The sequence below is a fragment of the Nocardia sp. CC213A genome, from assembly GCF_030766805.1.
GTDB classification, from domain to species: domain Bacteria; phylum Actinomycetota; class Actinomycetes; order Mycobacteriales; family Mycobacteriaceae; genus Nocardia; species Nocardia otitidiscaviarum.
This window is the reverse complement of record NZ_JASFXA010000016.1, coordinates 108,998-122,054: the sequence shown is the minus strand read 5'-3', so window position 1 is coordinate 122,054 and position 13,057 is coordinate 108,998. Positions and strand designations below refer to the sequence as shown.

At 68.8% G+C, this 13,057-nt stretch carries 17 protein-coding genes; 6 read left to right on the top strand and 11 right to left on the bottom strand.

The annotated features are described in order from the left end of the window. Position 1: 1 nt before the first annotated feature. Positions 2-412 (top strand): SdpI family protein, encoded by a 411-nt coding sequence (locus QJS31_RS26455; protein WP_282780308.1) that lies wholly within the window; start codon positions 2-4, stop codon positions 410-412. 42 nt (positions 413-454) lie between these two features. On the opposite strand, the gene QJS31_RS26450 is transcribed toward QJS31_RS26455, so the two are convergent. From QJS31_RS26450 to QJS31_RS26440, 3 genes are all read right to left on the bottom strand, one after another. After that, on the bottom strand, positions 455-883 hold the full coding sequence (locus QJS31_RS26450; protein ID WP_282780310.1) for a GNAT family N-acetyltransferase: 429 nt from the start codon (positions 881-883) through the stop codon (positions 455-457). Between the two features lie 25 nt (positions 884-908). After that, positions 909-1,190, bottom strand: a complete 282-nt coding sequence (locus tag QJS31_RS26445; RefSeq protein ID WP_306357999.1) for a cupin domain-containing protein — start codon at positions 1,188-1,190, stop codon at positions 909-911. Between the two features lie 99 nt (positions 1,191-1,289). Further along, on the bottom strand, positions 1,290-1,586 hold the full coding sequence (locus tag QJS31_RS26440) for a hypothetical protein (protein ID WP_282780313.1): 297 nt from the start codon (positions 1,584-1,586) through the stop codon (positions 1,290-1,292). 119 nt (positions 1,587-1,705) lie between these two features. Here QJS31_RS26440 and QJS31_RS26435 point away from each other — a divergent pair, with 119 nt between their 5' ends. After that, complete coding sequence (locus QJS31_RS26435) at positions 1,706-2,674, top strand: bile acid:sodium symporter family protein (protein ID WP_282780315.1); 969 nt, start codon at positions 1,706-1,708, stop codon at positions 2,672-2,674. Here the strand turns inward: QJS31_RS26435 and QJS31_RS26430 are convergent. Genes QJS31_RS26430 through QJS31_RS26415 form a run of 4 tightly spaced genes read right to left on the bottom strand, consistent with a single transcriptional unit; the run spans position 2,628 to position 7,275 of the window. After that, positions 2,628-3,761 (bottom strand): aminotransferase class I/II-fold pyridoxal phosphate-dependent enzyme, encoded by a 1,134-nt coding sequence (locus QJS31_RS26430; RefSeq protein WP_306357998.1) that lies wholly within the window; start codon positions 3,759-3,761, stop codon positions 2,628-2,630. The genes QJS31_RS26435 and QJS31_RS26430 overlap by 47 nt on opposite strands. Next, the gene (locus QJS31_RS26425) at positions 3,758-4,771 is read right to left on the bottom strand and encodes a 3-oxoacyl-ACP synthase III family protein (protein WP_306358025.1); all 1,014 of its coding nucleotides are present in this window, start codon (positions 4,769-4,771) and stop codon (positions 3,758-3,760) included. The genes QJS31_RS26430 and QJS31_RS26425 overlap by 4 nt, the downstream gene beginning before the upstream one ends. Positions 4,772-4,807: 36 nt before the next feature. Further along, positions 4,808-5,464 carry an SRPBCC family protein gene (locus QJS31_RS26420; protein ID WP_306357997.1) on the bottom strand — a complete coding sequence of 219 codons (657 nt, stop codon included), beginning with the start codon at positions 5,462-5,464 and terminating at the stop codon, positions 4,808-4,810. Then, the gene (locus QJS31_RS26415) at positions 5,461-7,275 is read right to left on the bottom strand and encodes a thiamine pyrophosphate-binding protein (protein WP_306357996.1); all 1,815 of its coding nucleotides are present in this window, start codon (positions 7,273-7,275) and stop codon (positions 5,461-5,463) included. Before QJS31_RS26415 ends, QJS31_RS26420 begins: the two co-directional genes overlap by 4 nt. 163 nt (positions 7,276-7,438) lie before the next feature. Between QJS31_RS26415 and QJS31_RS26410 the strand changes: the two genes are divergently transcribed. The 3 genes from QJS31_RS26410 to QJS31_RS26400 all read left to right on the top strand — a co-directional run bounded on the left by QJS31_RS26410 (position 7,439) and on the right by QJS31_RS26400 (position 9,857). Continuing rightward, entirely contained in the window at positions 7,439-7,948 is a 510-nt protein-coding gene (locus QJS31_RS26410; protein ID WP_282785293.1) for an EXLDI protein, read from the top strand. A gap of 119 nt (positions 7,949-8,067) precedes the next feature. Then, entirely contained in the window at positions 8,068-9,057 is a 990-nt protein-coding gene (locus QJS31_RS26405) for an ATP-binding cassette domain-containing protein (protein WP_282785294.1), read from the top strand. Further along, positions 9,054-9,857 (top strand): ABC transporter permease, encoded by an 804-nt coding sequence (locus tag QJS31_RS26400; RefSeq protein WP_306357995.1) that lies wholly within the window; start codon positions 9,054-9,056, stop codon positions 9,855-9,857. Before QJS31_RS26405 ends, QJS31_RS26400 begins: the two co-directional genes overlap by 4 nt. A 49-nt stretch (positions 9,858-9,906) precedes the next feature. On the opposite strand, the gene QJS31_RS26395 is transcribed toward QJS31_RS26400, so the two are convergent. The 3 genes from QJS31_RS26395 to QJS31_RS26385 are packed head-to-tail and all read right to left on the bottom strand — an operon-like array spanning position 9,907 to position 11,805. Next, positions 9,907-10,635 (bottom strand): zf-HC2 domain-containing protein, encoded by a 729-nt coding sequence (locus QJS31_RS26395; RefSeq protein WP_306357994.1) that lies wholly within the window; start codon positions 10,633-10,635, stop codon positions 9,907-9,909. Further along, on the bottom strand, positions 10,632-11,138 hold the full coding sequence (locus QJS31_RS26390; RefSeq protein WP_029930297.1) for a sigma-70 family RNA polymerase sigma factor: 507 nt from the start codon (positions 11,136-11,138) through the stop codon (positions 10,632-10,634). Before QJS31_RS26390 ends, QJS31_RS26395 begins: the two co-directional genes overlap by 4 nt. 52 nt (positions 11,139-11,190) lie before the next feature. Next, entirely contained in the window at positions 11,191-11,805 is a 615-nt protein-coding gene (locus QJS31_RS26385; RefSeq protein ID WP_280354764.1) for a YqgE/AlgH family protein, read from the bottom strand. Positions 11,806-11,911: 106 nt separating this feature from the next. Between QJS31_RS26385 and QJS31_RS26380 the strand changes: the two genes are divergently transcribed. After that, complete coding sequence (locus QJS31_RS26380; protein ID WP_306357993.1) at positions 11,912-12,673, top strand: 1-acyl-sn-glycerol-3-phosphate acyltransferase; 762 nt, start codon at positions 11,912-11,914, stop codon at positions 12,671-12,673. 13 nt (positions 12,674-12,686) lie between these two features. Here the strand turns inward: QJS31_RS26380 and QJS31_RS26375 are convergent, their stop codons facing one another. Next, the gene (locus tag QJS31_RS26375; protein WP_029930294.1) at positions 12,687-13,019 is read right to left on the bottom strand and encodes a GNAT family N-acetyltransferase; all 333 of its coding nucleotides are present in this window, start codon (positions 13,017-13,019) and stop codon (positions 12,687-12,689) included. Positions 13,020-13,057 lie beyond the last annotated feature (38 nt).

The following is a 13,057-nucleotide window of genomic DNA, read 5'->3' as shown; positions in this document are numbered from 1 at the left end:
GGTGTTCGTGGTGGCAATGGTCCTGTTCGTGTTGGCGGCGGTCGCCGTCGTCACCGGGGTGCTCGGTCTGACCGGCACACTGCCCGGGAACCGTTACTTCGGGGTGCACACCGACGAGGCGCTGGCCTCGGAGGAAGCCTTTCGGCTGGCCAATCGAGTGGCCGGGCCCACGTCCATCGGGGCCGGGATCCTGCTCGCCGCGGGCGGGGTGGTGGCGCTGGTCGCCGGTGGCCTCGCCGCGATTCTGGTGCCGGTCGGCACCGTGGTGATCGCCTTCCTCACGCTGGGCGCGGGAGCCAATGCCGCTGCCCAGGCCATCGAGGGGCTGACCCCGGCCAAGGAGGTCGGCGGCTGCGGCAGCGCCTGCGGGTCCTGCTCGCTGCGCGACGCCTGCGAACCCGCCGCGCACTGATACACCGCGCTCCGGTCGCGCACTGATACACCGCGCTCCAGTTCAGAGCGGCTTGCGCATCCAGATGTGCTCGATTCCCGCGTCCTCCCAGTCCGGCTCGCCGAAGGCCGTGTAGCCGAGCCGTTCGTAGAAGCCCTGCGCCTGGGTCTGCGCGTGCAGTTCCACCGCGACCAGTCCCCGTTCGCGCGCCCGCTCCTCGATGGCGCGCGCCAGCGCCGCGCCCAAACCGGTGCCGCGCGCCCGCTTCGCCACCGCCAGCCGTCCGAGTACGCCGATGTCGTCGCGGCGCGTCAGCCGTCCGGCCCCGATGGGCTCCCCGTCGAGGCGGGCCAGGAAGTGATCGGCGGTCGCGTCGAGTTCGTCGAGCTCGATCTCCGCGGGCACGCCCTGCTCCTCGACGAATACCGCCATGCGAATGGCATAGGCGTCGGCCCGGTCCCGCTCGCTGGCGACGGTGACGATCTCGATCATGGTGCCAGCATGCCGGACTCGTCGTTCAGCGCGCGCAGGGCGGGGGAGGGATACCGCGTGACAGCGGACTTCCGGGCGGGTTGACGTAGAGGACGGTCAGCCGCAGCGGTTTCGTCCCGAGATTGCGCGCCAGATGCGCGTGTTCCGGTCCGCTGGGCTCTCGGAAGATCCGCCCGCGCCGATGGGTGAGCGGTACGCAGTCGGTCCACGGGTGGTCGAGGTCGCCCCCGGTGACCAGCACGAACAGCGTGCCGTCGTGATAGTGCCAGCCGCTCTGGCCACCGGGTTCGACAATGGTCTGCCGCACTACGAACTCGCGCCCGGCGAGGGTGAAGCGGACCAGCTCGCGGCTGGCCGTCCCCGTCGCGGGCGCGGGATTCGGTCGGTACTCGGTTCTCGTAATGACTCAGTGCTCGTCGTAATGCCCGTCGTGTGCGGCGTGGCGGTGGCCGTCGTGAATGTAGTCCACATGGTCGCCGTGCGGCACGGCCACGTGGCCGCAGCCCTCGCCGTGGGCGTGCTCGTGGGCGTCGTGCGCGGCGTGCCCGGCGGGCTCGCATTCGTCGTAGTGCCCGTCGTGGGCGCGGTGCAGATGGCCGTCGTGGGCGTAGTCGGTGTGATCGCCGTGCGGTACGGCAACGTGCCCGCATTCGGGGCCGTGCTTGTGGTCGTGGGCTTCGTGAACTGCGTGAGCTGTGGTCATCGGCGATCCTTTCCGAAGCATTCAGGTCCTGTCGGCTAACTCATATTGACATTAGCACCCACGCATCGTTTTAAACCTCCGCGACCGAGCGGTCCGACATCCGGGACTAATCTCGACCGGTGCGATTTCTCAGCAAGTTCTACATCGACGGATTCATCCTGTCGATACTCGCGGTAGTCGTCCTGGCCAGCGTCTTTCCGGCCCGGGGTGACGGCGCGGAGGTGGTGGGCTGGCTGACCAAGATTGCCATCGCATTGCTGTTCCTGCTGTACGGCGCGCGTCTGCACCCTCCCGAGGCGCTGGCCGGTCTCACCCACTGGCGGCTGCACCTCACCGTGCTCGCCTGCACCTTCGTCCTGTTCCCGCTGCTCGGTCTGGCCTCGCATGTCTTGGTGCCCACCGTGCTCACCGAGGATCTGCACACGGGTTTGCTCTTCTTGACCCTGGTGCCGTCCACGGTCCAGTCCTCGATCGCGTTCACCGCCATCGCCAAGGGGAATCTGGCGGGAGCCATCGTCAGCGCCACCCTGTCGAATCTGCTGGGCGTCTTCCTGACCCCCGCCTTGGTGATCCTGCTCATGAGCACCACCGGACAGGCCGAGGTGGATCTCGGCGCGATCGTGGACATCGTGCTGCAACTGCTGGTGCCCTTCCTCATCGGACAACTGCTGCGGCCCCGGATCTCCGGATGGCTCGCGCGCCACGCCGAGTCCACCAAACTGGTGGATCGCGGCTCGATCCTGCTGGTGGTCTACAGCGCGTTCAGCGCGGGCATGGTGGAGGGCATCTGGCAGTCCATGTCGCCGTGGCGGATCGTCGGACTCACCGCGGTGTGCTGCGCGCTGCTGGCCATCGTGTTGGCGGCGACGGCCTTGGTGGGCGATCTCGCGAAATTCGATCGGGCCGACCGCATCGTGGTGGTGTTCTGCGGTTCCAAGAAGAGTTTGGCCACCGGACTGCCGATGGCCACGGTGCTCTTCGCGGGCGCGCCGGTCGGCCTGATCGTGCTGCCGCTCATGATCTTCCACCAGGTGCAGCTGATCACCTGCGCTGCCCTGGCGCAGCGGTGGGCGCGGACCGCCGAGTGAGTTCGTCCGCCGCGCGCACCGTGCGGGCGCGGATGCTGTCCTCGGGCGAGAGTGGACGGCGCGCCGCCCCCGGACCGCGGGTGAGCGCGCGCAGCACCGCCCGCCCGGCCGCGGCATCGCCGACCGCGATGCGCGCGCTGCCGTCCGGATAGCGTTTGGCCACGATCCCGGCCCGCGCCAGCGCGGCCGCGACACCGTCGCCGGGCAGATACAGGAAGTTGCCGCTGCCGCGCGGAACCCGGATGCCGTTGCGCCGCAACCGGGTACGCAGCAGTTCCCGTTCGGTGGTGATGCGCAGGACGCGCACGGCGAGTTCGTCGGCCGCCGCGTAGGAGGCCGCCACCGCCGCCACCGCGCCGCTCGGCATCCCGAACGGCAGTTGCAGCCGTCGTACCCGGCGCATGAGCTCCTCGGATCCGAAGGCGTAGCCGATGCGCAGCCCGGCCAGCCCGTACGCCTTGGAGAAGGTGCGCAGCACCAGCAGGTTCGGATGCCGCCGGACCAGCTCTATCGTGTCGAGAGCCTCGGCCGCCCCGAGGAATTCGACGTACGCCTCGTCCAGGATCACCGGTGTCCGGGCGGGCACGGCGTGCAGGAACGCCTTCAGCTCACTGCCGGAGACCACCGTTCCGGTCGGATTGTGCGGGCGGCATACCGCCACCAGGTCGGTCCGGTCGTCGATCGCCGCGACCATATCCCACAGGCGCTGCCGACCGGACGAATCCAGCGCTATGCCGACCGATTCCAGCCCGGTCATGGCCGCCATGATCGGGTAGCCGTCGAAGGTGGGCGTCGCGAACACCATGCGACGGCCGGGGGCGGCCAGGGTCTGCATGATCTGCATGGTCACCCCGGTGGCTCCGGTCCCGACCACCACCTGGTCCGGCGTCACCCCCACGTGCTCGGCGATGAGCCGCGGCAGCCGCCGCGGCTCGAACTCCGGGTACAGATTCGTGCGGGGCAGTTCCGCGCTGAGCGCCCGCAGTACCGAAGGCAGTGGGGGAAAGGGGTTCTCGCTCAGACTCAGGTCGTAGCGAACCGGTGCGCCACCCGGTTCCGGGGTGCCGGGCACCGGCAGGGCGGTCATCCGACCGCACCCCAGCGCACGGCGGCAGCGCCCGCGAAGTCCCCGGCGTGGGCGAAGGCCGACATGAGCACCACCGATCCGGGCCGCAGCCGCCCCGCCCGCTGCTCCGCGTCGAGGGTGACGGGAATGGCGGCGGCGAACAGGTTTCCGCATTCGTCGAAGGTGTCGGGGTGACGTTCGGCAGGCAGTTCCAGGGCGTCGTGCCAGTTGCGCAGGAACAGCCGGTTGGGCTGATTGGTGACGAAGGTGTCGATATCGCGGCCCTTCACCCCGATGCGGTCGCAGACCGCCAGGGCCACCTCGGGCACCAGCCGATTGCCGCGCGCGAACACCTTGGTGATCTTGGATTCGCTGAAGGTCACACAGCCCTGCCCCTCGCCCGGCTCCCAGTACTTGCGCTCGGAACCGGTGGAAAAGTCCATATCCCCGGCGAATTCGGGGTACGTACGGCATTCGATACCCAGGATCGGCGCGCTGTTGTCCTTCACCAGCAGGCCCACGCCGCAGCCGTCGCCGGGCACCGGCGCCTGTGCCTTGCCGCGAATCTCGGACTGGGTGAAGACCGGCCCCGCGCAGTTCTGGGTGGCGGCGATGAGCGCGGTGCGGGCGTCGGTGGCGCGCATCAGATCCCGCGCCAGCGACATCATGTGCACGAACGCCGCGCAGCCGCCGTTGTGCACGTCGATCACATGCTTGGGTCGCATCCCCAGCCGCCGTGCCACCTCGGGACCGGCCCCCAGCACGGGATTGTCCGGCAACTGGGTGTGCGTGAGCAGGATGTCGATCGACGAGATGTACTCGCGCCCATGGCGTTCGATGAGCGGCTCGACGGCGCGCTCCACCATGTCCACCGCCGTCTCGTCACGGTCGACGTGATGGCGGGCGCGCGGGGCGCGGAACATGACGTTCTTCGCCATCCGCTCCGAGCGGGAGAACCGGGTGAAGTACTCGGTGCCGACCGGGTCGCCGGGCAGATAGCTCGCCACGTCCACCAGGCTGACCGGTGGCAGTGCGAGCGCCGGGTCGGTGAAATCCACTGCGCTACCTCACTTCATCCAGTCGGGCTTGATCGGCAGGCCGTGCGCGGCACGGTATTCGCAGATCGCCTTGAGATTGTCGAGTTCGAGCTTGTGCCCGGCGGAGAACATCTCCCAGAAGTCACCCACCCAGACCGAACGGCCCGGGGGCGCGGCGTCCGGATAGGGGTTCTCGTCGTAGAACGGGTGGCGGCAGTTCGTCCACAGCACCACCGATCCCGGCTTGTTCAACACCACCTGGGCGTCGACCACCCGCATCAGATAGATCATCCACAGGTGTTCGCCCTGATCCCAGGCGCAGTGGTAGTCGACCGTCATGGCGTCCGGATTGGCGACGGTGCGGGTGTAGATCTCGGTGTTCGGTCCCAACCGATCGGCGGCCAGCCACAGTCCCGGCTCGTCGGTCTCGGTGAAGCCGCGCAGACTGTAGGTCCACTCCTCCAGACTCCTGGTGTCCGAAAGGTATTCGTAGACCTCCCGGGGCGGCGCGGCGATGTAGTCCTGGACCGGACAGTACTGCCCGAAGATCTGATCGTGCGGATACACCGACCGCAGCATGTCCATGATGATCGGCGTGGTGGCCTCCCGGTCGGAGTTCTCGATCCGCAGCACTCCGGGCACCACCTCCTCCGGAATATCGCTGAGAGCGGGCAGGGCGGTGGTCACGGGAGCCTCCTCGAAGCGGTCAGGAAGGGGGTGAACGGGGGGACCTCGTCCGGATCGCAGTCCACGGCCACGAACGAGGGTCCCGGGGCGCCGACGCACCGCCGCAGCGTCGCGGCGAGTTCGGCGAGGGTGGTGGGTCGATGGGTGCGCAGGCCCGGGAACATGGCGGCCACGCCCGCGCCGATATCGGCGGGTTGAAAGCGGTTGTAGCTGTAGCGGTCTCCGTAGAAGAGCTGTTCGCGGGTGATGCACATGGCGTGCGCGTTGTTGTTGAGCACCACGAAGGTGATGGGCAGCCGGTGTTCGACGGCGGTGTGGATCTCCATGCCGTGCATGAAGAACGCGCCGTCTCCGGCGATGACGACGGTGTGCCGCACCTCGCCGTCGGCGCGGCGGCACCGGGCGAAGGCGGAACCGATTCCGGCTCCGAACGCGTACCCCATCCCGCCCATCCCCAGTGCGACGGTGAAGCGTCCGCCGCGCGGCACGCGCAGATGGTGGACCACCGACGCGCCGGTATTGCCCGCGTCGGCGAAGACGTCCGTGCCGTCCGGCAGCGCGTCGTTGAGGGTTTCGACGATGGCGCGATACCGCAGGCCCGGTCCGTCGGCCGGGGGGACGTCGAGGGGGGTGAGCACGTTCACCCGCGACTGCGCCCCGGCCGGCGTCGGCAACTCCGGTCCGGAACCGAGGGGCGTGGTCGTGGACGCGTATTCACTAGTCACACGGCCGGAATCGCGGACGGCGGGTGCGATATCGCCGGTGGGGTGGGTGAGATCGGTGCACAGGTCGGCGAGCGTGGCGGCCAGGTCGGTGGTGTGGGCGTGCAGGCTGGGCAGGAACGGTGATTCGGCTCCGATACCGGCCAGCGTGACCGCGCTCAGCGCGTCCTCCAGCCCGGCCCGCGCCGTGATCGGCATTCGGGTGCCGACGAGCAGACACAGCTCCGCCCGGTGCAGCGCGTCGAGCAGTTCGGGATGTCCCATGCTGCCCGCCACTCCGCAGTAGCCGGGCGCATGATGGTCGTAGACGTCCTTGGCATCGGGTGCGACGCCGACCGAGGCGTCGAGCAGGCGTGCGAGCCTTGCCAATTCGTCTCGGGCGTCGTCGCGGGCGACCTGGTCACCGGCGATGATCACCACCTTGCCGGTGGCGCGGGCGGTCCGCAGCGCCCGCCGCACCCGCTCCAGCCCGGCGCGATCGCGGCGGTGCGCCCGCGCGGGCGGGTGGAATTCGGGCGGCGTCGACAGCTCGGCCTGCTGAATATCCTTGGGCAGCAACAGTACCGCGGGCCCGCCGGACCGGGCCGCCGCCACCGCGTCGCGCAGCTGCGTGGGAAGGTCGGCGGGGGATTCGACGCGCGCGCAGTAGCGGGTGAGGGGTGAGAACAACCGCACGGCGTCGAATGCCCCCGCTCGACCGCTGGAGTCCTGGAAGGCGCCCTTGCCTTCCAGGACCGTCGGGGGCTGCCCGACGAGTGCAAGGACGGGGACTCGGGAGGCGAAGGATTCGGCCAGTCCGGCGACCAGGTTCACCGCGCCGCCGCCGGAGGTCGCGACGACCACGCCGAGTCCGGCGGTGGAGCGGGCGTAGCCGTCGGCCATGGTGGCGGCGGAGAATTCGTGTTTGGCGACCACGGCGGTGAGCGGTGAGCGGTCGTCGTCGGCCCGCCGTTCGAGGGCGGCATTGTGGTCGAACACGGCATCGTAGAGGTCTTCGATATTCGCGCCGTCCACGCCGAACAGATGCCGGATCCCCAGTCGCGAAACGGCTCGAACCAGATAGTCGGCGACCCGGGCCCCGCTGTCCATACACGTCCTCTCGCTGCCGACGGGCTGTCGAGAGCCGGTGCCCGCCGCGTGTAGGGAGATACGGAGCCGATCCACGAGTGGTTCAACGCTGCATTATCGGCGATTCGACCGGGCTGGAATGTCGAGTCTTGTGTGTACGTATACGTCTACGTATAGTGAAGTCATGCCGAACAAGACGATCTACGTATCCGATGACGACCTGACGCTGTTCAGCCGTGCCCAGGAGCTGGTCGGCGGCAATCTGTCCGGTGCGATCGTGACGGCACTGCGTCGCTATATCGAACTGGAGGAGGGCCGACTCGAGGGCTTCGAGGAGATTGTGCTCCCCGTGGGGCACAACGGGGTGCGCCAGGTCCGCTTCTCCGGTTCATTGCTGGGCGAATGGCGCGATATGGACGACACCGCGCAGCGGCACGTGCGGGTGTACCGCAGCCGCAAGGGCAAATTCGTCGCCCACGACCATGTCGCCGACTGGAACGACATGGTCACCGGATCGCTGACGGATAGGAAGAGCTGGCGGCGCATGTTCGGCGTCGGCGACCCGGACTGGGGTGACTACAACCTGACCATCGTGGACGACATCGAGGAGCTGCGGGGGCTGATCCCCGATCAGCTGTTCCGGCGCGTCGCCGATATCGCCGACCGCCCGCCGGTGGAGGACCTCGACATCTGAGTCGAGTAACCCGCCTCCCAACCGAATAGACGACCGCGAAACCTTGACCGGCCCGCCGGGCTGTCACGGCCTACTTGATCCATGCATTTATTCGTATCCCATGATGAAAGAAGCAACCTATGACCGTCGCACACCGCACCCCGGCCATCGTGGCCGACGGGTTGTGCAAATCCTTCGGTGAGCACATCGTGCTCGACCGGATCGACCTCGCGGTCCCCGAGGGCACCATCTTCGCCCTGCTCGGCCCGAATGGCGCGGGCAAGACCACCACCGTGCGCATCCTCGCCACCCTGCTCCGCCCGGACGGCGGCACCGTCACCGTCGACGGGTACGACCTCGCGAGCGAGCCCGCCGGGGTGCGGTCCGCCATCGGCGTCACCGGACAGTTCGCCGCCGTGGACGAACTGCTCACCGGGCGCGAAAACCTGCTGCTCATGGGCGATCTGCACCATCTGCCCCGGAGCGAGAGCGCCGCCATCGCCGACGAACTGCTGCGGCGCTTCGACCTGGAGGAGGCCGCCGACAGACCCGCGGGCGGCTATTCCGGCGGCATGACCCGCCGCCTCGACCTGGCCATGACCCTGGTCGGTGATCCGAGCGTCATCTTCCTCGACGAGCCCACCGTGGGCCTGGACCCGCGCAGCCGCCGCGTGGTCTGGGATATCGTGCGCGACCTGGTCGCGGGCGGCGTCACCGTGCTGCTCACCACGCAGTATCTGGAGGAGGCCGATCAGCTGGCCGACCGCATCGCGGTACTGCACGACGGCCGCATCGTCGCCGAGGGTACGGCGGACGAACTCAAGCGGCTCGTCCCCGGCGGCTACATCCGGCTCGACTTCGCCGACCGGGACGCCTTGGTCGCCGCCGCCCGGATATTCGGGGGCGCCGCACAGGTCAATGGTGATCTGACCCTCGCCATCCCCAGCGACGGCGGGGTGCGTTCGGTGCGCGAGGTGCTCGACCGCCTCGATGTCGAGCGCATCGAACCCGAGGGGCTGTCCGTGCACACGCCCGACCTCGACGACGTCTTCCTCGCCCTCACCGGATCCGGATCGGCCGACGCCGGCCGCGCCGACACCGACCGCATCGAACAGGAGATCGTGCGATGAGCACCGTGCAGACCGCGACCCGAACCTATGACACCAGATCGCACGGGATCGCCGACACCAAGACGATGCTGCGCCGGAATCTGCTGCACGCCAAGCGCTATCCCGGGCTGGCGACGAGCGTTGTGCTGATGCCGATCATTCTGCTGCTGATGTTCAACTACATCTTCGGCGGCGCGCTGAAGGAGGCCACCGGGGACGCGAAGTACATCGACTACCTGGCCCCCGGCATGATGCTGATGGTTCCGGCGTTCGTCTGCGCGGGTCTGGCGGTCATGGTGGCCAGCGATATGACCAAGGGCATTGTCAGTCGGTTCCGGTCCATGTCGATCTCGCAGTCGGCCATGCTCAACGGCCAGGTGATCGGTACCGCCATCCAGGCCCTGCTCGGCGTGATCGCCATGACTCTGGTGGCTTTCGCCGTCGGTTTCCGCACGAACGCGAATCCACTGGAATGGCTTGCGGCCCTTGGCCTGATCGTCCTCGTCACCATCGCGCTGAACTGGCTGGCGGTCGGCATCGGCTTGATCGCCCAGACCCCGGAGAGCGCGGGCAATCTGCCGCTGCCCATCACCATGCTGCCCTTCCTCGGCAGCGGTCTGGTGCCCACCGACACCATGCCCGCCGGGGTGCGGCAGTTCGCCGAGTACCAGCCCTTCTCGCCGATCACCGAAACCCTGCGCGGACTGCTGATGGGCACCGAGATCGGCAAGAACGGCATCTTGGCCATCGCCTGGTGCGTGGCTCTCGCGGTGCTCGGCTACCTCTGGTCCAATGCCATGTTCCGCAGGCGCGCGAACTGACCGACCGGGTGAAACCCCCTGCCTTCGCAGGGGGTTTCACGTCGCCCCGCTACTGCCCGAGCGTCGCCGACAGCAGCACCCGGCCCGCCTCGTCGCGCACCTCGATGGCCCGCAACCGTTCCGGGGGCACGGAAGTCGTTCCGTCCGGGGTGAATTCCGCTCCGGGCGCGGCGGTCCACTCCGCCAACTTGGACTGGGTGCCGTCCGTGCGCACCACCCACAGCGACAGCTCCCACTCATAGGCGTAGTCGCTGGCCGCGTAGGCGCACCACATGTCCACGCGCGATTCCCCGTTCACCGCCAGCAGTTCGAAGGTCGCGGTGATCGGGATCGGGTCCGGTGATTCCAGCGGACCCTGCGCCACCACCTGCTGGACCGAGACGGGCGCGCGGTCGGTGACCGCGGTCGTCACCGGCACCGCGATCAGCACCGCCGCGGCGGCGGCCGCGAGCGCGCCGCCGATGGACCACAGCCGGGCGCGGCGCTGCTCCCGGCGTGCCCGCGCGGCCAGGCCGGACAGCAGTCGATCCGGTGGCGGCGGCACGGTATCCGCGGGCGTGTCCGCGGTGGCGACGGCCTCGGCGGTCTCGGCGGTCACGAGCGCGAGCAGTCCGGGCAGCCCCGCCAGTTCGGTCACCGCCGCGCGGCAGTGGTCACATCCGGCAAGGTGTTCCTCGTAGTCGCGGCGTTCGGCACGGGTGAGCGCGCCCAGGACGTACGGTCCGTCCCAGGTTTCGTAGGCAGCGCAGGGCTCCCGTCCCGCAACCGTTTCCGTCACTTGGTCACCCCCATCTCCTGTAGCGCCAGCCGGAGCGCCCGCATCCCGTAGTGCATGCGGGACTTCACCGTTCCTTCCGGGATATCCAGTTCCGTGGCGATCTGATGCGTCGACAGCCCGCGGTAGTAGGCGCGCACGATCACCGCCCGGTGGTCCGGACTGAGCCGCGCCAGGGCGTCGGCCACCAGCCAGCCGTCCAGCGCGCGGTCGGCCTGATCCGCCACCGGCTGCTCCGGCGGATGGTCCATCCGGAACTCCCGTCGATTGCGGGCACTGCGGTACTCGTCCACCGCCAGATGCCGGGCGACCGTGAACAGCCACGCGCGGGCCGAATGCGTGGACTGATCCAGCACGGCGGGTCGCTGCCAGGCACGCAGCAGGGTCTCCTGCACGATGTCCTCGGCACGGCCCGGATCGCCGACGAGTCCGTAGGTGTAGCGCCACAGTGCCGTGGCGTGCTCGTCATAGAGCACCCGCAGCAGTTCGGCCTGTTCCTCGGGCATCGGATGCACCTCCCGCTACCCACCCACGACGCAGACCGGCCGCGGGTTCAGATCAATTGCGCTCCACCTCGATCGGATGGGTCGCCAACAGGGAGAGCGGCAGCGGCTGGCGGCGCAGCACCTGCGCCCACAGATCGCCGCGGCCCGCGATGGGATCGCTCGGCAGCGCCGACAGCACGATCCAGTCCCCGCGGTCCAATTCGCCCTCCAGCTGTCCGAAGGTCCAGCCCGCATAGCCCGCGAACACTCTCAGGCCCTCCACCAGCGGCGCGATCACCTCGGGATCGGAATCCAGATCCACCAGCGCCACGCGCCCGTCCACCCTGCGCAGACCCGGTACCTCGGTGACCGGGGTGCCCACCTTCACCAGGGCCAGGCACAGGGCGGCATCGCGTTTCACCGGGCCGCCGATGTACAGCGCGCGCGGCGACGCCGCCACCTCGGCCCAGTTCGGTAGCACGTCGTGCACCGCGGTGTCGCTGGGCCGGTTCAGTACGACGCCCAGACTGCCCGCGTCGTTGTGCTCGATGATGTACACGACGGTGCGCCGGAACGACGGTTCCACCAGGTCGGTCGCGGACACCAGCAGTGTGCCCGGCCGAACCACCTGATCCTCGTGCCGGGATTCGCGTCGAGAACGATCGCCGTGTTCCTCTGCGCGTGCCACCTCGACATCATCGCACCGCTACCCCCCGATTGGCTCGGTTTGTTTTGGTCAAGGGCCCATATCGGGGAGTGCGGCGGGGGCAAACGAACCGAGTTAGGGTTTCCCCATGGAACGTCCCGAGGTCGTCCTCGAGAACAGCGATGCCGTGTACGACTTCTACCGGGAGCATCAGCAGAATCGACTGCAGGCGTGGGGTGCCTACGCGTTGCTCGGGCGTCGCTACCATCCGCGGGTCGCATATGCGCCAGGGGCGCGAGAGCGCCTGCGGGAGTTGATTTCCGAGGGTTGTCCGCTGCTCATCTCGATCAACCACCTCTCCCAGCTCGATCCCTACACCGTTGCCGCGGCGGCTTGGCGCAGCGGGCTGCGGCCCGTGATCGGCCGGACCCGGGTGCTGGCCAAGGATGAGCTGTTCGCCGAGGCAAAGCAGCGCCGCCGGATCGACATGATGGGCGGGATCCCGGTCTTCCGCGGAAAGGACCACGGCATCCGCGCCGTGAACGCCGCGGGGCAGCGGATGATCGAGGTCTGCGCCGAGCGGCTCTTCCGCGGCGACGGCATGGCGGTGTTCCCCGAGGGCACCTGCAATGACGTGGATCCCACCCAGGTCCAGTCGGTGGGCAGCGGCATCGGGCACATCGCCTTCAAGTCCATGAAGTTGGGCGCGGAGCCCGCCCTGGTGAGCATCGGCCTGAGCTACGGTCCGCGATCCGATCCGACCGTGGAGCCGACCAAGGAGCAGGTCAAGTCGGCCAGCTTCTACTTCGGCGTGCCGGTCGCCGACCTGCCCACCCGCCCCGCGGAGATCGCGCGGCTGGTGAAGAGCGAGTTGCAGGCGGCGCTGGACGGAGCTGTGGCGGCGTACTGAGTGCTGGGCCGGTTCAGTGCTGGGGTAGCCCCAGTCGTTCCCTGGACCAGTGCGGAACCAGCGTCAGGTACTCCGGCCGCGACTCCACGAAGTGGTGCACCATCGGGCAGAGCGGCAGGATGCCGAGGCCCTCGTCGCGGGTGGCGTCCAGTGCGCCCTGCACCAGCTTGCGGCCGTAGCCGCGGCCCTCGTACTGCGGGTAGATCTCGGTGTGCACGAAGGCCCGCTCGTTCGCGGTGTCCTGATAGGAGGTCACCCCCGCCACCAGGCCGTCGACCAGTAGCTCGAAGCGATCCAAGGCGGGATTGCGGCGCACCTCGATCGACTCATTCGACTCACTCGACATGGGCACGACGCTATCGGGTGGCCCGTGGTCGATTTGCA

What these genes read in the sequence shown, in the direction of transcription:
- QJS31_RS26450 (WP_282780310.1), bottom strand. Translation starts at nt 883, where the DNA reads ATGATCGAGATCGTCACCGTCGCCAGCGAGCGGGACCGGGCCGACGCC.
- QJS31_RS26415 (WP_306357996.1), bottom strand. Translation starts at nt 7,275, where the DNA reads ATGGACAGCGGGGCCCGGGTCGCCGACTATCTGGTTCGAGCCGTTTCG.
- QJS31_RS26405 (WP_282785294.1), top strand. Translation starts at nt 8,068, where the DNA reads ATGACCGTCGCACACCGCACCCCGGCCATCGTGGCCGACGGGTTGTGC.
- QJS31_RS26440 (WP_282780313.1), bottom strand. Translation starts at nt 1,586, where the DNA reads ATGACCACAGCTCACGCAGTTCACGAAGCCCACGACCACAAGCACGGC.
- QJS31_RS26410 (WP_282785293.1), top strand. Translation starts at nt 7,439, where the DNA reads ATGCCGAACAAGACGATCTACGTATCCGATGACGACCTGACGCTGTTC.
- QJS31_RS26380 (WP_306357993.1), top strand. Translation starts at nt 11,912, where the DNA reads ATGGAACGTCCCGAGGTCGTCCTCGAGAACAGCGATGCCGTGTACGAC.
- QJS31_RS26390 (WP_029930297.1), bottom strand. Translation starts at nt 11,138, where the DNA reads ATGCCCGAGGAACAGGCCGAACTGCTGCGGGTGCTCTATGACGAGCAC.
- QJS31_RS26375 (WP_029930294.1), bottom strand. Translation starts at nt 13,019, where the DNA reads ATGTCGAGTGAGTCGAATGAGTCGATCGAGGTGCGCCGCAATCCCGCC.
- QJS31_RS26430 (WP_306357998.1), bottom strand. Translation starts at nt 3,761, where the DNA reads ATGACCGCCCTGCCGGTGCCCGGCACCCCGGAACCGGGTGGCGCACCG.
- QJS31_RS26400 (WP_306357995.1), top strand. Translation starts at nt 9,054, where the DNA reads ATGAGCACCGTGCAGACCGCGACCCGAACCTATGACACCAGATCGCAC.